This is a genomic window from Streptosporangium sp. NPDC049078 (assembly GCF_040648855.1).
Taxonomy (GTDB): domain Bacteria; phylum Actinomycetota; class Actinomycetes; order Streptosporangiales; family Streptosporangiaceae; genus Streptosporangium.
Genome location: NZ_JBEZEL010000018.1, coordinates 61,718 through 77,999, shown reverse-complemented (window position 1 = coordinate 77,999; position 16,282 = coordinate 61,718). Strand labels below are relative to the sequence as shown.

Sequence of the window (16,282 nt, the reverse complement as noted above, 5' to 3'; positions counted from 1 at the left end):
GTCAGAACGCCGGGAACGAGACACTCCGCACGAACCTGTTGGCGACCGCGTCATCGCACCTGCCGGACGCGCAGAAGTAGATCAGGATGGCGGGCTCGTCATGCCGTTCGACGACCCAGCCGGTGAATTCGAGCTGACCGCCGCGCTGTGGGTCGGCGATCGTCCCCTGCAGGCGCGCGGCGTTCTGCCCGCCCACGCTCACCTGCACGACCTGGGAGAAGACACTGACCGTCCCGGGGAGCGAGGACTGCAGGGTCTCCTGCAGCTGCTTGGCGCCGCCGAGCGGGTCGAGGGTGTCTAGGGTCTGCGCGTACAGGCCGGTGGCGTCCTGCGGGGCATCCTTGATGATCTCGTTCGCCGCGGCCCAGTCGGCGGTGACGGGTGTCGCGAACAGCGCGCGGAACTGCTCCACCTTCGGGGAGGCCACCACGAACACGTCGGCGTGCGGCTCAAGGGTCCAGGTCCCGGGGTGCTGGAAGGCGACCGGCACCGCGGAGGAGCCCGGGTACGCCACCCAGGTGTCGCCGCCGCGCAGGAACGTGGCGAGCACCGCCACCAGCGCGACGATCGCCGTGATCGCCACGGCCGCGCCGATGAGGATGCCCTTCCCCCCGGACGGGCGTCCCTTGGGCCCTCTTCGTTTCCCGGACACCTCGGTCGTCTCGGACACCGTCGACGACACCGCCGGAGATACAGTCGGCGACACCGCCGACGACGCCGAGGGAGCCTGCGCGAGCTGGTACGGCTGCCCGGCGCCGCTGATCGCGTCACGCAGCTCGGCGACGAACTGGCCGCAGGTGTCGTAGCGCTGCTCGGGCGACTTGGCCAGGGCCCGCATCATCACACCGTCGACTTCGAGCGGCAGCTCGGGGCGGAGCGTGGTGAGCGGCGTGGGCGTCTCGGCGAGATGCGCCCACAGCAGGGCGATCTCGTTGTCGCGCTGGAAGGGCAGCCGCCCCGACAGGGCCTCGTAGACCACGCAGGCCAGGCCGTACTGGTCGCAGCGGCCGTCGATGTGCTCCTTGTTGATCTGCTCGGGCGACATGTAGCGGGGGGTGCCGATGAACTGGTTGGTCTGGGTCAGCCCGGAGATCGAGGTGCGGTGCTTGGTGATGCCGAAGTCGGTGAGGTAGGCGTGGTCGCCGTCGGCGTGACCGGCGATCAGGATGTTGGCGGGCTTGACGTCGCGGTGGACCAGGTCGTGGGCGTGCGCGGTGTCGAGCGCGGCGGCCACCTGGGCGAAGATCCGGCTCACCTGGCTGACCGGCATCGGCCCCCGGTCGTAGAAGAGCTTGCGCAGGTCGGGTCCGTCGACGTAACGCATCGCGATGTAGAGAGTGCCGTCCTCGGCGCTGTCGGCCTCGTAGATCGGGATGATGTTGGGGTGGTCGATGCTCGCGACCGTGCGCGACTCCAGCACGAAGCGCTGGCGGAACCTGTCGTCCTCACCGAGAAGCGGATTGAGGATCTTCAGTGCCACCCTGCGGTTCAGCCTGGGGTCGATCGCGAGATAGACCACGGCCATGCCGCCCTTGCCGATGATGTCCTCGACCTGGTAGCCGGCCACTTCCCGGCCGATCAGCGCCCTGTCGTTCATGGACATCACGTCTTGGTCGGCTGGCCGCAGTAGCCGCAGAAGCTGTGGGCGGGGCCCAGTCGCATCCCGCAACCCGTGCAGTATTTCTGCACCATCGTCTCTCCGGGTTTCGTGCCCGGTGCCGTGCCGGCACCCGGGGCCGTGTTGTGACCGGGGTCGCGTGCCACCAGCACCGGCTGACCGGGGGTGGAGGAGATCTTGGGCAGCGCCGGGAAGGACCGGCCGACGACGACCGTGGAGTCGGCCTGCTCGTCGAAGGCCGGTCGCGGCGGTATCGGTATCGGTGGCGAGGCCGGGACCGTGGGCCCGGTCTTGGCGGCCGGGCTCGGCTCGGGCTCGGGGTCCTGCGACCCACGGCGCCAGAGCAGGATCGCGATGACCAGCACGACGAGCACCAGCAGGCCGCCGCCGACCAGGAACGGCCACAGGGGCGTGCTCTTGGGCAGGTCGGTGGAGGCGGCCGCCCTCTTGGTCGCCTCGTCCTCCGCCGTGCCCCGCTTGGCCTGCGACGTCTTCAGGTGCGCCGCCGCCACGATGTGGCCGGGGTAGAGGTCGAGCACGCGCTGGAAGGCGGGGACGGCGTCGCCGTAGTAATGGGTGTGGAAGCGGGTCAGCGCCTGCTCAAAGGCGGCGTCGATCGAGCCCCGGGCGGGCGTGACGTCCGCCTCGGCGAGGGCCTTGGTGATCTCACGGATGCCGATCATCCGGGCGTCCTTGCCGCCGCCGATCAGCAGTCCGACGACCTCGCCCTTCTTGTCCTCGATCACCGGGCCACCGAGCAGGCCCTTGTCGATCAGGGCTCCCAGCTTCTCCGGCTCGTTGACCTTGTTCTCCGGGTCCTTGAACTGCCGGCCGCTCTCCCCCGCGCCGCCCGCCCGCAGGTGGGCGATGTCGACGGTCTCCGGCAGGTTCGCTGCGGGCCGCCCGGTGAACCCCGCGACCGCCACCGGCGAGCCCTCCTTGGCGGGCACCACGGCGGCGAGCGGGGCGGTGGGCAGGCCCGCGCTCCCGTCCGCGCGGCCGACGGGGCTCAGCACTGCGGGACTGTCCGGCTTGTCACCGACACGGACGATCTCCGCCTTGAACCCCTCCTTGTCCGGGGGAGAGATGTTGGGGAAGACCGTGATCTCGGTGGTGACGTCGATGATGCAGGTGGCGGTGGGCTGCTTGGGCGGGTAACACTCCTGCAGGTGGTGGTCGAGCTGGTCGTCCTTGAGCCTGTGCCGCTCGAAGTCCTCGGGGATCTTGACCTTGTGGTGCGCGGCGAAGATCTTGTTGGCCGCGTAGATCCGGACGTCGCGGTCGGTCTTGACCACCCGGGTGAGGGTGACCATGCCCCCGTCGGGGTTGATCACGGTGCCGGTGCCGCTGCCGATCGGCACGTCGTAGGAACGCTCCACGTGGACCAGCTCACCGATGTGGTCGAGCAGCGTGATGTCGACCCGCGCCGTCGCCTCGATCCTGACCACCGCGGGGGTCACCAGGTCGGTGATCCCGCTGGGATGCTCATGAGCCAGGGCGGGAGCCACCCCGGCGATCGCCAGACAGAGCCCTCCGAGCACCGCCAGCGCCGAACCGAACCGCCGCATCGCCACTCCCTACAGGGGATAGGACCAGGGTCGCAAACGGGGGTGAATAAGTGAACCGTCCAGGCCCGTAGGACTTGACTTTCTTTCCGCCATCACCAGTAAAAGGCCATGAGCAGGGCATCGCCACCCCGCTTCGCCCATCCCGTCTTACGGCCTATCGTCACGTCCACGCCCCGTCGCGGACAGTTACGCAAAGTCTAATCCCGGCGGCCCCTCCGGCGCGACAACGTATACCGATCGAAGATCACCCAAAGCGGCCCGGCCCTTTCGGCTCCGGTCCTTTCGATCCCCGCTCCCTCAGCTCCGGTCCCTTCGATCGCGGGGACGCAGCAGCACCGCGGGATCGAAGGAGACCTCGAACGGGGCGAGCAGGCTCGTCACCTCTCCGGCCTCGTGCTTCTCCGCCGCCTTGTACTCGTCACCGGCGAGCTCGTGAACGTGGACGGACGGCCCGTCGGACAGCTCGATCCGCCAGTAAACGGGAATTCCCGCCGCCGCGTAGGCGGCCCTCTTGAGGTGGCGGTCTCGCGCCCGGGTGCTCGGGCTCACCATCTCGACGGCGAGGAGGATGTCGCGCGGCGCGAACATCAGCTCCGTCTCGTCGACGGCCTCGGCGGGCACCACGACCAGGTCGGGGATGAAGAAGTCACGCCTGCTCACCCGGAGATTGACCTCCGGCAGCGGCTCGAACTCCGGCGGCGCGGCGTCTTCGAGAATTCGCGCGAGACGCAAGATTGCACGCTGGTGCAGGGGGACAGGAGAGGGACTCACCAGTAGGCTCCCGTTGAAGAGCTCGTAGCGGTTCCCGTCGTCGGGGAACGTGAGCAGGTCGTCGACGGTGAACGGCGGCTCTCCATGGAGAACCGTCCGTCTGGTCGTCGGCTCCGTCGTTGCCATCGCGGTCACCTGCTCAGTATCGGGAGTCTCGCCCTCGCCCACATGCTACTTCCCTCGATTTCCTTACTTTAAGTAGTTGATACATCACGTTTCGCCCATCGGTGCGCGCCCTGACGGACGGCGGTGTGGACGGCGCGGGCGACGCGGGCACCCCAGGTGGAGCGGGGACCGCCGAAGAGTTCCTCCGGGCCCCCGGGAATCCGCTCGGGGGCGACCACGCAGACGGCGTCGGAGGCGGTGCCGGTGCAGGGGAAACCGGCCTCCAGTAGTGCCTGGGTCTTCGCCTCGGTCACCGTCATGACCATGTTGACCAGGGCGGCGTCGCTCATCGCGACCGGGACGGCGGCGACGATGTTGATCGTTCCCGGCAGCAGCATGGGGGCCAGTTCGGGGTCGGCGGCGCCCTCGGGGGCGGCGGCCCAGGTGGGGACGCGCAGGCCGACGGTCGCCACCACCTCCGCTCCCCCGTCGTGAGCCCGGGTGAAGTGCTCGACCGAGGCCGCGGTGAGCATGCCGACCCCGGGGCCGGGCGGAGCGAGCTCCAGGAGGTGGTCCACCGGGTCCATCCGCGAGTATCCGGCTATCACCTGCGCGTTGAGCACCCAGGCGACCGGGCCGATGCCGCCGCCGACCATCGCCGAGGAGATCGCCCGCCATCCTGGCCCGAACTCCCACAGCAACGAGGCGAGCCGCGCGCCGTCCTCGTCGCGATGGCTCAGCCTCGGGGACGCTCCATGTGCCGGCGACTGCCTCGGAGATGCTCCATGTGTCGGGAAGGGTCCCGAAGACGCTCCGTGTTCCGGCGAGGGTCCCGGTGATGCTTCGCGTGAACCTCGGATCCGCTCCGGGACCTCCGGCCGGACATCGTAGCCGCTCACGAACGTCTCCGGACGATTTCCCATCTCGCTCAAGGACGCTCCAGATGGACCTCGGGCCTGCCACCGGGACCGGCCGCGACACGCACACGGGCGTCGAAGTGCTCACCGATCAGCTCGCCCGTCAGCACCTCGGCCGGGGCACCCGAGGCGGCCACCCGTCCGCCGGAGAGCAGCATCATCGAGTCGGCGTACTGACCCGCCAGGCTCAGGTCGTGGAGTGTCGTGACGACGGTGAGCCCGTCGGCCAGCCTGAGCCGGTCCACGAGTTCCAGCACCTGCTGCTGGTGTCCCAGATCGAGGGCCGTGGTGGGCTCGTCGAGCAGGAGCACCCGGGCCTGCTGGACCAGCGCCCTGGCGAGCACGACGCGCTGACGCTCGCCACCGGACAGGCGGGCGAGCGGGCGGGCGGCGAGGGGTGACAGGTCCAGCCGCTCCAGCACCGAGACGGTCACCTCGCGGTCGTGCCGGCTCTCGCGGCCCAGGTAGGGGATGTACGGGGTGCGGCCGAGCAGGGCGTAGTCGAACACGGTCATGTCGGCCGGCAGCGCCGGGGACTGCGGGGCGTAGGCGAGCAGCCCGGCCCGCTCCCTGGCCTTGAGCCGCCGCAACGGCATGTCGTCGACGAGCGCATCCCCCTCGAAGGGCAGCACCCCCGCCAGGGCCCGCAGCAAAGTGGACTTGCCCGCGCCGTTGGCCCCGATGACGGCCAGCCATCCGCCGGTCCGCACGTCGAGCCCGACGCCGGACAGCACCGGGCGCCGATCCAGCACCACCGACAGGTCCCGCACCACCAGGTGACTCACCGCGTCTCCCCTTCGCGCGGCGCGCGGGTCACGGCCGCGCACCCACCGTCCGAGCGGAGCCGCGCCTTCTTCTTCCGGACCACGTACGACTCCATGGGCCCGGTTCCGGGCACGCGCCTCATGGTCTCGCCCCCGCAGGGCACGCGCCGCCTCATGTCTCGACCCTGCGGGTCACGCGCAGCACGGCCACGAAGAACGGTGCGCCGACGAACGCGGTCACCACCCCGATGGGCAGCTCGGCGGGGGCGAGTACGGTCCTGGCGATCAGGTCGGCGAGGACGAGGAAGGCGGCCCCGCCGATGAGCGAGATCGGCAGCACGATCCGGTACGACGACCCGGCGAGGCGACGGACCACGTGCGGCACGACGATGCCGACGAAGCCGATCAGCCCGCTCACCGCGACGGCCGCCGCGGTGGCGAGGGAGGCGGCGAGCAGCACCACGAGGCGGACGCGGGTCGCGTTCAGGCCGAGGGTGACCGCCTCGTCGTCACCGACCGAGAGCACGTCGAGAAGCCTGCCGTGAAGCAGCATGACCGTCACGGAGACGGCGGCGTACGGGACGACGAGGGTGACCTGGCCCCAGCCGCCGCCGACGTCGCCGAGGATCCAGGCGTAGATGCGCTGGAGCTCCTCCACCTTGAGCTGCTGCAGGAACGTCTGGACGGCGGTGAGGAAGGAGGTGACCGCGACGCCCGCGAGTACCAGCGTCGCGGTGCCGCCGCCCCGGCCCGCCGCGCTGCCCAGCGCGTAGGCGAGCAGCACGCCGCCGACGGCCCCGGTGAAGGCCGCGGCGGGGATGCCGATCGCCTCGACGTCGCCACCGGTGAAGACGATCGCCGCCGTGGTGGTGAGACCGGCGCCCGCCGCGGCACCCAGCAGGTAGGGATCGGCGAGCGGGTTACGGAAGACGCCCTGGTATCCGGCTCCCGCGACGGCCAGCAGGCCGCCGACGATCGCGGCGAGCAGGACCCGGGGCAGCCGCAGTTCGGTCAGCAGGCCCAGCTCGACCGGGGCGAGTCCCGAGTCCGCCGAGACGAACGGCAGCCAGTCGAGCAGCTGGAGCATCACGCTGGTCGGCGCGATGTCCGCCGCGCCGACCAGCAGCCCGGCGAGCATGCTCACCAGAAGCACCGCCACGGCCGCGAGCGCCACCAGCGGGCGCAGCCTGGCCGCCTGCCTCCCCCGGGCATCGGCCTTCCGAACCGCGTCGGCGCCGGCGTCCGTGTTCGTCTCGGTGGCTGTACCGATGCCGGCGTCCGTGCCCGCGTTCGTCTCGACGCCGGGGTCCGTGTCGGCTGAAGGCGACGATCCGGAGGTCGCGTCGCCGGGACTCACCGACGGTCCGGGGTGCGGCCCTCGTCCTTCGAGGCGGGGAGGAGACATCTGCCGTTTCTTCCTGACACCGATCAGCCCGCCGACACCTTCTGAACGGCGTCGCCGATCTGCTCGGCGAGGTCGACGACACGCGGCCCCCAGCGGGAGGCGATGTCGTCGTCGAGGGGGATGACCCGGTCGTTCTTGATGGCGGAGAGCCTGGACCAGCCGGGACGCTTGGCGAGGGTTTCCTTGGACTGAGCACAGCACTTGGTGTCGGCCAGGAAGACGAGGTCGGGGTCGGCCTGGGCGACGAACTCGGCGGAGAGCTTGGGGTAGCCGCCGGCCGGGTCGGGAGCCTTGTCGGCGATGTTCGTCATGCCGAACAGCCCGTAGATCTGGCCGAGGAAGGTGTCGGAGGTGACCGAATAGGGGGTGGTGTCCAGCTCGTGGTAGTAGGTGAGCTTCGCGTCCTTCGGTGCGGCGGCGGTGATCTCGTCGAGCCGCTTTCTCATCCCGGCGACGAGTTCGGCGGCCCTGTCGCCGTTGCCGGTGGCGTCCCCCAGGTCGGTGATCTGGTCGTATGCATCGTCGAACTTGGTCGCGGCGGGCTCCAGCAGGACGGGGACACCGACCTTGCCCAGCGCGGCCACCACGCCGCCGATGTCGTTGGCGACCACGACGAGGTCGGGTTTCCTGGCGATGATCGCCTCCACGTTCGGCTTGAAACCGGACAGGTCGCTCTTCGGCGCCTCGGCGGGATAGGTGGACTGGTCGTCCACCGCCACGACCTGCGGTCCGGCTCCGATCGCGAACAGGCTCTCGGTCGCGCTCGGCGACAGCGAGACGATCCGCTCGGGCCTCTTGGCGACGACGACGGGGCCGTTGCCCGCCTCGACGGTGACGGGGAAGCCCGCCGAGGGAGTGGCCGCCGCGGGGGCGGTCGGGGACAGGGTCTGGGACGGGGCCGAGGCCGGGGAGCTCTGGCCGCATCCGGCCAGGGTCAGTGCGGCGAACAGGGCACCGGCGAGGGCGCTGCGTACGGGCCTCACACGAGGTCCTTTCAGTTGCCGGAACCGAGAGACCCAGGAGAGACGGGTCACCCTTTTCCACGAGGGTCTGCGTCGACGCGGCGGAGGCGACCTGGCTCGACCCCTCGGGGTCATGACAGTTGCGGGACAGCGCCGGACTCACACCGGACTTCGCTCACGCTGCGCGTCAGACGAACGGTATCAATTCCCCAGAACGTCCTTCGAAGGTCCCCGGGTGTCGAGGCCCTCGACACCCGTCCTCCGGCGCACCGCTCTCCGGCGAACCCCTCCGACACGCGTCCTCCGGGCGAGCCGTCCTTCGGTGAACCCCTCCGTCGCGCACCCTCCGGCGAACCGTCCTCCGGTGAACCCCTCCGTCGCGCACCCTGCGGTAAACCGTTCCTCGCCTCTTCGGCGAACCACCCTCAGCCGAGTCCCACCTCGGCCGAACCACTCACCGCCGCCGTCCCTCAGCCGAACTGCTCCTCGGCGGCGGCGATGATCTCCTGCAGGCGCAGGCCGTGCGCGGCGTCCAGGGGGTGACCACCGCCGCGCCGTACGGTACGCGTGAACTCGGTGAGCATCAGGGAGAAGATGTCGGAGCCCAGCCGGGTGCCGTCGAGGGACTCCCTGCCGAGGCGCCCGTAGATCTCGACCTCGGAGGGCGGGTTCTCACCCGGCACGCTCATGCACAGCGACGCCTCGCTCACCGCGCCGGTCTCGTGCTCGAGCAGCAGGCCGACCCAGCCCAGCGGGTTGCCGTGCGCCCGGACCCCGACGACCCTGCCGAGCGCCGCGTCCAGCATGTCGATCATGTGCGGCCCGACGTCGAGGATCGCGCCGCGCTCCAGACGCCAGGAGGTGGCGAAGGCCCCGCCGAGCATCGCCCCCGAGACGTTGGCCGCCCGCCCGCCGAACGGCTCGATCGCCGACACCCTGGCAAGGAAGGCGCGGGTGGCGGGTGAGTAACGCCAGGTGAGGACCATCTGCGAGGCCACTCCCGCCTCGGCGACCGCCTCGGCCAGCCGCCGGGCCCCGTCCAGGTCGGCGGCGAGCGGTTTCTCCAGCAGCAGCGCCTTGCCCGCCTTGGCGGCGCGTACCCCCAGCTCCGCCTGCACGGCGGGCGGCACCGAGAACGCGACCGCCTCGCAGTTGTCGAAGAGTTCCTCGATCCGTTCGAAGACCGGGGCGCCGAACCTCGCCGCGGCCTCGGGACGACGGGCCCACACGCCCGCCAGACGCGTGTTCGGACCAGCCGCCAGCATCGGTGCGTGCACCATCTCGGCCCATGGTCCGGCGCCGACCAGACCTACAGATAACGTCACTAATCCAGTTTCGCATGCTCTCTCTCCCCTCATCGCGTGCTCCGGGGGTATGCCGTGCTCAGTCCGCGCTCAGTCCATGAGCCGTCCATGAGCCGTCCGTGAGCCGTTCATGAGCCGCCGACGACCGGCATCGGCCGTACCGGCATGATGGTGGGCACCATGAATCAGATGACTCTGTTGCGACACGGCGAGACCGAATGGAGCCGGGACGGCCGACACACCGGACTCACCGACATGCCGTTGACCCCCAAGGGCGAGGACCAGGCGCGGGCGCTCGCCCCGCTGATCGCGGGCCTGGCGTTCGACCTGGCCCTGGTGAGCCCGGCCGGTCGTGCGAGGAACACCGCCGAACTGGCCGGGATCAAGGACTACGAGATCGAGCCCGATCTGTGGGAATGGGACTACGGCGGCTACGAGGGCATCACCACCCCGAAGATCCGTGAGGGTCGCCCCGGCTGGTATCTGTGGCGTGACGGCGTCGTTCCCGGCGACGCCGGCCATCCCGGCGAGAGCGCGGAGCAGGTGGGCGCCCGCGCCGACCGGGTGATCGCCCGCGCCGGGACCGTGGAGGGCGACGTGGTCCTCGTCGCCCACGGGCACTTCCTGCGGGTGCTGTGCGCCCGCTGGCTCAGGCTGTCCCCGCAGGACGGGCGGCTCTTCCGGCTGGACACCGGGACCTACTCCCGGCTCGGCTTCGAGCACGGCGAGCCGGTGATCCTCGCCTGGAACGCCCCCGTCTGACCTCGAAAAACCGCCGGGCCGGGCGCCGTCACGTCGTACGGGAGACGGAGGGCTCGGTCAGGCGGCGGCGGCGACGGGCTGGGGACCGCGGCCGGTCAGCCATTCGAGGACCTTGCGATGACCGTGGCAGGCGTCCTCGAAATGACCCCAGCGCCAGTAACGTGGCTGGTCGCGCACTCCGGTGACCCATGTGCGGTAGGACACCGGAGTGGACGCACCTTCCCCTGTGGCCGCCGAGGCGACGCCGTAAGTGCGGATCACGACGCGCCCGCCTGGCGCGAACAGCACGTCGTCGGCCACCGGATACAAGGTCATCTGGTCGAGCACGGTTTGAGCCCCCAATCACTGTGATCTCAAACTCTTCCGTGCCGATCCACTCCCCCGGTTACATCATCGGCGCGTCGCGGTTAACCCGGCTGCCCCGATGTAAAAACGGTGTTACACCGTTAAGCCGTCGAACTCCCCATCCTTCACCCCGAGCACCAGGGCGCGAATCTCGTCCCGTGTGTAGATCAGGGCAGGCCCCTCGGGAAAACGCGAGTTGCGGACCGCGATGCTGCCATCCGTCAGTTCGGCCAGCTCGACGCAGTTACCCGTCGAGTTGCTGTAGCGGCTCTTGCGCCAGCTGGCCCCGGCAAGGTCAGTGGCGGGCATGCCGTTGTAGGTCTGCTTCATTTACATCTCTCTGAGAAGGTCGCCGAGGATCTCGGCGGTGCCCCCGGGCGTGGTGCTTTCCACGCACAACTGCTCCATGGCCGTGAGGTATGGATCGATGTCCTCACGTTTGTCCAGGTAGAGGGCACCCCAGAGCTGCTCGACATAGACGACGTCCGACAGGTCGGACTCGGGAAACCGCAAGATGCTGAACGCACCACCCTCGGCCGCGTGCATGCCGAATCGGAAGGGCATCACCTGAAGGGTGATGTTGGGAAGCGCGGACACTTCCAGCAGGTGCTGGAGTTGTTCACGCATGATCTCCTTACCTCCGATGGGCCGCTTCAGGGCCGCCTCGTCGATGACCGCCCACAACCGGGGGCCGTCTTTTCTCGTCAGGCGATCCTGCCGCTGCATGCGCATATGCACACGACGCTCGATCTCCGCCTCCGGCACGTCCGGGTAGCCCAACCGGATCACGGTGCGCGCGTAGGCGGACGTCTGCAGCAGGCCGGGAACGAACTGCACCTCGTAGGTGCGGATCATGTTCGTCGCCTCCTCCAGCCCCACGTAGGTGGTGAACCAGTTCGGCAACAGGTCGCCGTACTTGTGCCACCAGCCCGGGGTGTTCGCCTCGCGGACCATCTCCAGCAGGCCGCGCCGTTCTGCGTCGTCGAGCACGCCGTACAGGGTGAGCAGGTCTTCCACGTCACGTGTCTTGAAACCGACGCGGCCGAGTTCCATGCGGCTGATCTTGGACTCCGAGGCACGGATGTGAAATCCCGCGACCTCTCGGGCAAGTCCCTTCTCCTCACGCAACCGGCGCAGGCTCGCGCCGAGCATGATTCGCCGAACGGTGGAACCGGTACCGGGCGGATCCATGGACACGTGGTGCTCCTCGCTCGCTTTCCTGATCGACAGTCTGTCACTTCATGGCCAAAGAATCCTCGGCCATGACCAAGATCCCCTTTCGTCCGTAATCACCCAATCAGGGGTAACGGTAGCGGTTGCACAGGTCTTATGCACGTGCATTCGCTCTTGCACCTGCACGGGAGTTTGCACCATGATGACGGCTGTGCAGTCCGCCCAAACCGCGCCCCCCCGAGCGTCAACGTCATGGACGGCTCTCGACTGGTGGCCCCCCGCCGGCTGGTGGCCCGATTCCGCGCGTGATCTTCTTCCCAGGTCCCCGGTAGCCATGGCCAGCGCCACATTCGTCCTCCCGCCACAGGCCGAGTCCGTCCACTCCGCCCGAAGCTTCGCGACAGGCACCCTCACCGGCTGGAACCTCGCCGAACTGGGCGAGAACATGGAGCTGGTGGTCTCGGAGCTGGCGACCAACGCCTTCAGGCACGGCCTGAGGCTGGCCGAGTCACGCGCCAGGGAACCGATCCGGCTCTCCCTGCTCCGGCGAGGCGGGCTGGTCGCCTGCACGCTCAACGACCCGGGGGCCGGCTTTCCCGCCCTCCGTGACCCCTGCCCCCTCGACATCGGCGGCCTCGGACTGCACATCGTCGAGTCGCTGAGTCTCCGATGGGGCTGGGCACCGCTCGCTCCGTACGGCAAGATCGTGTGGGCCGTCCTCCGGACGGGTCCGTGCGAAGAGCCGGATCCCTTCGACCGCCCGTAGTCCCCTTTTTTCCTCCCCTCTCCCCACAGGGCCCCTCGAACGCCCTCGGGTCCGATCACCCCGGGCCCGAGGTTCTCCCGGGGCTCCGACGACCTTCTCCGCTCCCCCGAGCCTCTACCGACCCTCCCGGACGGCGCCGCCTCTTCCCTTCTCACAGGCGCCGACCGGTCCCGGGGCCGCCACCTCTCCCGTCTCGCGGCCCCGGGACCGGTCAGATCCGGGTGGAGAGTTTTATAACGCATCGCATTCTGCGCGGTAGATGCCGTCAGAGATGCCCTCTGCATTACCGTGGATGTTTATGGCTCACGGAGAGTCCCCGCGCGAGATTCCTGAGAGAACTGCGAGATGGACGATCACCTGCTCGGCTGGTTGAAAACCCTCGACGAAGAACGGCTCGCCCGAGTTCTGGCCAACCGGCTGGACGCCATCGCCCCACCGTGGCCACGCCGCCTGGACACCCTGGCGCAGCGGCTGGGCAACGGTTTCGCGGTGATGGAGGTCATGCGCGGCCTGCCGCTGCCCTCACTGGAGGTGGCGCAGGCCTCGCTCGCCCTCGGCGAGCAGGCCGGGCCTGACACGGTGGCCCGGTTCATGGGCGTGCCCGAGGCCGAGGTGGCCCCCTGGCTCGACCTGCTGTTCGACCACGCGTTGGCGTGGCCGGACGCCGAGGGCCGCATCCGCGTGGCCGAGGGGGTCGCCCGGTGGTGGACGGCGCCCTGCGGGCTCGGCGACCCGATTCCCCACTACCTGAACTCCTGGACGGTCAGCGCCGACGCGTTGCGCGGACTGGCCAGGGCCCTCGGCCTTCCGCAGGGCCCCAAGCGGCGCACGGTCACCAGGGTGACCGAGATCCTCTCCGATCCGGAGCGGGTGATCGCACTGCTGGAGAAGGCCCCGGACGGCACGAGAGGGCTGCTGGAGGAGTTCGCCTGGGACGGCCCGGTCCGCGACGTGGACGGCGGCAGGTTCGTGGTGCCCGGATCTCCCGAGAAGTGGGCGGCCGACCACGGCCTGCTCTTCCGGCCCAGCTGGAACATGGCCGAGATGCCTCGTGAGGTGGCGCTCGCGCTGCGCGGCCCCGACTATCACCCTCCCTTCACCCCCCTCCCGCCCGACCTCGCCACCATTCCCGTCGACCCCGAGGCCGTCGACCACCTGATGACGCTCGCCGCACCGCACGTGGTGGAGCGCTGTGCCGCCATGTTGGAGAACACCGCGAAGTTCCCGCTGCCGCTGCTCAAGGCGGGCGGGGTCGGGGTGCGCGAGGTCCGGCGGGTGGCCAAGGACACCGGCTGCGACGAGGACGAGACCCGGTTGCTGCTCGAGGTGTGCGCGGTGGCCCGGCTGCTCGCCTGGGACGAGCCCGCCGGAGGGCTGGTGCCCACGGAGAAGTTCGACCGCTGGCGGCTGGACGACGCCGCCGCCAGGCTCCGGGTGCTGCTGTCGGCGTGGTGGCGGATGGAGCGTTCGTCGCTGCGGAAGATCGACGGCAAGTACGGCACGGTGCTCGGCGACGACCCGGCGGGGGCCATGGTCGCCCGCGCCCGGCGGGCGCTGCTCGGCGTGCTGGCCCGGCTGCCCGCCAACACCGCCTGCACCGACCTGTCGGGGCTGGTCAGGTCCGCGCACTGGCACGCGCCGCTGCTGGACCGGGCGCTGCTCGCCGAGTGCGCCCCCGCCGTGCTGGAGGAGGCCCGCGTGCTCGGGCTGGTCGCCCTCGACACGATCACCGATCTCGGCCGGGCGATGGCCGGTCTCGACGCCTTTCCCGGCGACGAGATCGACGACTCGGCGCCCATCGTGGAGAACGACCCCGTACTGGTCGAGTGCTCCACCAGGGCGCTCGCCAGTGTGCGGCGCAGCGCCCTCTTCGGCGCCGATCTCACCGCAGTGGTGACCGGCCCGCCCGCCGGTGAGCTCGCCGAACTGCTCGACCGGGCCGCCGAACGCGAGTCGCGAGGCGCGGCCTCGGTGTGGCGGTTCACCCCGGCCAGCGTGCGCCGCGCCATGGACTCCGGTTACACCGCCGAGGGCCTGCTGGCGGACCTGGCGGAGGTGGGCGCGGTGCCGCAGCCCCTCGACTACCTCGTCCACGACGTGGCCAGGCGGCACGGCGAGGTCACCGTGACCACGGTCGCCTGCATCGTGCAGGCCTCCGATCCGGTGCTGCTCGCCGAGATCGCCGGGCACCGGCGACTGGGCCGGTTGGGCCTGCGGCTGCTCGCCCCGACCGTGCTGGCCAGCTCGCAGCCCGCCGACAAGACCCTCGCGGCGCTGAGGGAGAACGGTTACGCGCCGGTGCCGATCGAGGACACCGGTGAGATCACCATCCGCAGGGCCCGCGTCGAGGAGCCGCGGAACGGGCGGCTCATCCTGCTTCCCGGGGGCAGGGTGGCCGAGTTGGAGCAGCCTTCTTACCCGCTGGTGGAACCGCCTCCCGATCCGCGCGAGCACGCCCAGCGCCTGCTCGTCGCCGAGGGCGAGGCGTCCCAGTCCGTCGGCAGGACGTGGGCGGTCATCGGCCGCATGGCCTCCCGGCTGCCGACCGCCCAGCAGTCGCTGCTCGGCTTCGTCGTCGACCGTGGCGTACGGGCGGCGATCACGCTGACCGACGGCCTGACCGCCACCATCAGCCACGGCGAGCTGCGCAGCGGCGTGCTCGACGCGTGGTGCGAGGAGGCGGGCGACTACCTGGAGTTCCCGCTGGCCGACATCGTGGAGGTTCGCGGCACCTACGCCTGATCCGAACGAGTCGGTTCGCGAGGGCGTGCCGACTACAGCTTCTTCGCCTTGGCGAGGTCGGCGTTGAGCCGCTCCAGCACGTCGGCGTAGCCCTGGTAGCTGTAGCGCTCCTCGGCGTGCCACTGGTAGACCTGTCCCGCCTTGACCGCGGGCAGCCCGGCGAAGGTCGGCTTCTTCTTCATCTCCTCGGGCCGCATCGACTGGGAGCGGGCGTCCACCAGGATCACGTCCGCCCGGTAGGTGTCGGCGTTCTCCCAGCTCAGGGTCTGCCAGTAGCCGCCTTCGTCGACCTTCTCCGGCACCACGACGTCCAGGCCGAGCTCCTTGAAGTAGCGCACGTCCGCGTGCGCCTCGGGGTTGGCCACCCACATCGCCTCCGGCCCGCCCGCCATGACCATGATCTTCAGGCCCTTGTTCTCCGGGGTGACGATCGCGGCGGAGGCGGCGTCGAACCTGGCCTTGGCCTCGGCAACCTCGGGGGCGTCGAGATCCGCGCCGAGGGCGGCGGCGACCTGCCCGTACCTCTCAATGATCTTGGGTACCGACATGTCCATCTGGCTGACGCCGAGGGTGGGGGCGACCTGCTCGATGGTGGCGGCGGACTTCTCCGGCACGTACCAGAGGGCGTCCTTGGCGTACATGCCGCTGACCAGCAGGTCCGGTTGCAGGGAGATGTACTTCTCGACGTTGAACTCGTCCCACACGTTGCCGAGGGACTCGACCTTGGTGATGTCGACAGCACCGACCTGGGGATCCTTCGTGCCGTCCTTGAGCCGGTGCGGCCCGAAGACGGCGATCGGCCGGACGCCGAAGTCCCACAGCGCCGCGGCGGCGCCGACCTGGGCGACGACCCGGGCCGGGCGGCCGGGCACATCGATCTTCTTGCCTCGGTCGTCGGTGAAGGTCCAGGGACCCGCCGAGGGGGAGGTCGCGGCCGACGGGCCGCCCGTCGCCGCGGTCGTCTCCGTTCCGCTCCCGCAGGCGGCCAGGACGAACACGAGACCGAGGCCCGCGGCCATGAATCCCCGCCGAGGCAGGACAGGTCGGGACATTTCTCACTCCAATGGATAGGCTTACCTA

General features: G+C 70.0%; 15 protein-coding genes. 3 read left to right on the top strand and 12 right to left on the bottom strand.

Annotation, left to right across the window (positions count from 1 at the left end; genetic code table 11):
• Position 1 precedes the first annotated feature (1 nt).
• The 8 genes from AB0B90_RS28955 to AB0B90_RS28920 form a co-directional block, all read right to left on the bottom strand.
• The gene (locus tag AB0B90_RS28955; protein ID WP_350947384.1) at positions 2–1,603 is read right to left on the bottom strand and encodes a serine/threonine-protein kinase; all 1,602 of its coding nucleotides are present in this window, start codon (positions 1,601–1,603) and stop codon (positions 2–4) included.
• Positions 1,603–3,186 carry a hypothetical protein gene (locus AB0B90_RS28950; RefSeq protein WP_362925797.1) on the bottom strand — a complete coding sequence of 528 codons (1,584 nt, stop codon included), beginning with the start codon at positions 3,184–3,186 and terminating at the stop codon, positions 1,603–1,605. Before AB0B90_RS28950 ends, AB0B90_RS28955 begins: the two co-directional genes overlap by 1 nt.
• A 297-nt stretch (positions 3,187–3,483) precedes the next feature.
• Positions 3,484–4,083, bottom strand: a complete 600-nt coding sequence (locus AB0B90_RS28945; protein ID WP_350947382.1) for a Uma2 family endonuclease — start codon at positions 4,081–4,083, stop codon at positions 3,484–3,486.
• Positions 4,084–4,151: 68 nt separating this feature from the next.
• Positions 4,152–4,763 carry an adenosylcobinamide amidohydrolase gene (locus AB0B90_RS28940; protein ID WP_350947381.1) on the bottom strand — a complete coding sequence of 204 codons (612 nt, stop codon included), beginning with the start codon at positions 4,761–4,763 and terminating at the stop codon, positions 4,152–4,154.
• A 227-nt stretch (positions 4,764–4,990) separates the two neighbouring features.
• Positions 4,991–5,764, bottom strand: a complete 774-nt coding sequence (locus AB0B90_RS28935) for an ABC transporter ATP-binding protein (protein WP_350947380.1) — start codon at positions 5,762–5,764, stop codon at positions 4,991–4,993.
• A gap of 151 nt (positions 5,765–5,915) precedes the next feature.
• Positions 5,916–6,881: an iron ABC transporter permease gene (locus AB0B90_RS28930; protein WP_362925839.1), complete on the bottom strand. Its 966-nt coding sequence runs from the start codon at positions 6,879–6,881 to the stop codon at positions 5,916–5,918.
• A 290-nt stretch (positions 6,882–7,171) separates the two neighbouring features.
• Positions 7,172–8,131, bottom strand: coding sequence for an ABC transporter substrate-binding protein (locus AB0B90_RS28925; protein WP_362925796.1), 960 nt, complete (start codon positions 8,129–8,131; stop codon positions 7,172–7,174).
• A gap of 449 nt (positions 8,132–8,580) precedes the next feature.
• Positions 8,581–9,468 (bottom strand): Gfo/Idh/MocA family oxidoreductase, encoded by an 888-nt coding sequence (locus AB0B90_RS28920; RefSeq protein ID WP_362902493.1) that lies wholly within the window; start codon positions 9,466–9,468, stop codon positions 8,581–8,583.
• Between the two features lie 126 nt (positions 9,469–9,594).
• On the opposite strand from AB0B90_RS28920, the gene AB0B90_RS28915 reads away from it, so the two are divergent.
• Positions 9,595–10,176 carry a histidine phosphatase family protein gene (locus AB0B90_RS28915; protein ID WP_350947377.1) on the top strand — a complete coding sequence of 194 codons (582 nt, stop codon included), beginning with the start codon at positions 9,595–9,597 and terminating at the stop codon, positions 10,174–10,176.
• 57 nt (positions 10,177–10,233) lie between these two features.
• Here AB0B90_RS28915 and AB0B90_RS28910 read toward each other — a convergent pair whose 3' ends face one another.
• The 3 genes from AB0B90_RS28910 to AB0B90_RS28900 form a co-directional block, all read right to left on the bottom strand.
• On the bottom strand, positions 10,234–10,491 hold the full coding sequence (locus tag AB0B90_RS28910; RefSeq protein WP_362902497.1) for a hypothetical protein: 258 nt from the start codon (positions 10,489–10,491) through the stop codon (positions 10,234–10,236).
• A 123-nt stretch (positions 10,492–10,614) separates the two neighbouring features.
• Positions 10,615–10,851 carry a DUF397 domain-containing protein gene (locus AB0B90_RS28905; protein ID WP_350947375.1) on the bottom strand — a complete coding sequence of 79 codons (237 nt, stop codon included), beginning with the start codon at positions 10,849–10,851 and terminating at the stop codon, positions 10,615–10,617.
• Complete coding sequence (locus AB0B90_RS28900; RefSeq protein ID WP_350947502.1) at positions 10,852–11,673, bottom strand: helix-turn-helix transcriptional regulator; 822 nt, start codon at positions 11,671–11,673, stop codon at positions 10,852–10,854. It abuts the gene before it with no gap.
• Positions 11,674–12,028: 355 nt separating this feature from the next.
• Here AB0B90_RS28900 and AB0B90_RS28895 point away from each other — a divergent pair, with 355 nt between their 5' ends.
• Together AB0B90_RS28895 and AB0B90_RS28890 are read left to right on the top strand one after the other, a co-directional pair.
• Positions 12,029–12,460 carry an ATP-binding protein gene (locus tag AB0B90_RS28895; protein WP_350947374.1) on the top strand — a complete coding sequence of 144 codons (432 nt, stop codon included), beginning with the start codon at positions 12,029–12,031 and terminating at the stop codon, positions 12,458–12,460.
• 345 nt (positions 12,461–12,805) lie between these two features.
• A complete protein-coding gene (locus tag AB0B90_RS28890) occupies positions 12,806–15,202 on the top strand; it encodes a helicase-associated domain-containing protein (RefSeq protein WP_350947373.1) in 2,397 nt (798 codons plus the stop codon).
• A gap of 32 nt (positions 15,203–15,234) precedes the next feature.
• On the opposite strand, the gene AB0B90_RS28885 is transcribed toward AB0B90_RS28890, so the two are convergent.
• Positions 15,235–16,254 carry an ABC transporter substrate-binding protein gene (locus tag AB0B90_RS28885; RefSeq protein WP_350947372.1) on the bottom strand — a complete coding sequence of 340 codons (1,020 nt, stop codon included), beginning with the start codon at positions 16,252–16,254 and terminating at the stop codon, positions 15,235–15,237.
• Between the last annotated feature and the right edge of the window lie 28 nt (positions 16,255–16,282).

Excerpts from the sequence above, each read along its gene's own strand:
- AB0B90_RS28885 (WP_350947372.1), bottom strand. The coding sequence starts at position 16,254 with ATGTCCCGACCTGTCCTGCCTCGGCGGGGATTCATGGCCGCGGGCCTC.
- AB0B90_RS28950 (WP_362925797.1), bottom strand. The coding sequence starts at position 3,186 with ATGCGGCGGTTCGGTTCGGCGCTGGCGGTGCTCGGAGGGCTCTGTCTG.
- AB0B90_RS28910 (WP_362902497.1), bottom strand. The coding sequence starts at position 10,491 with ATGACCTTGTATCCGGTGGCCGACGACGTGCTGTTCGCGCCAGGCGGG.
- AB0B90_RS28915 (WP_350947377.1), top strand. The coding sequence starts at position 9,595 with ATGAATCAGATGACTCTGTTGCGACACGGCGAGACCGAATGGAGCCGG.
- AB0B90_RS28900 (WP_350947502.1), bottom strand. The coding sequence starts at position 11,673 with ATGCTCGGCGCGAGCCTGCGCCGGTTGCGTGAGGAGAAGGGACTTGCC.
- AB0B90_RS28945 (WP_350947382.1), bottom strand. The coding sequence starts at position 4,083 with ATGGCAACGACGGAGCCGACGACCAGACGGACGGTTCTCCATGGAGAG.
- AB0B90_RS28930 (WP_362925839.1), bottom strand. The coding sequence starts at position 6,881 with ATGCTCGCCGGGCTGCTGGTCGGCGCGGCGGACATCGCGCCGACCAGC.
- AB0B90_RS28890 (WP_350947373.1), top strand. The coding sequence starts at position 12,806 with ATGGACGATCACCTGCTCGGCTGGTTGAAAACCCTCGACGAAGAACGG.
- AB0B90_RS28920 (WP_362902493.1), bottom strand. The coding sequence starts at position 9,468 with ATGAGGGGAGAGAGAGCATGCGAAACTGGATTAGTGACGTTATCTGTA.
- AB0B90_RS28895 (WP_350947374.1), top strand. The coding sequence starts at position 12,029 with ATGGCCAGCGCCACATTCGTCCTCCCGCCACAGGCCGAGTCCGTCCAC.
- AB0B90_RS28905 (WP_350947375.1), bottom strand. The coding sequence starts at position 10,851 with ATGAAGCAGACCTACAACGGCATGCCCGCCACTGACCTTGCCGGGGCC.
- AB0B90_RS28955 (WP_350947384.1), bottom strand. The coding sequence starts at position 1,603 with ATGTCCATGAACGACAGGGCGCTGATCGGCCGGGAAGTGGCCGGCTAC.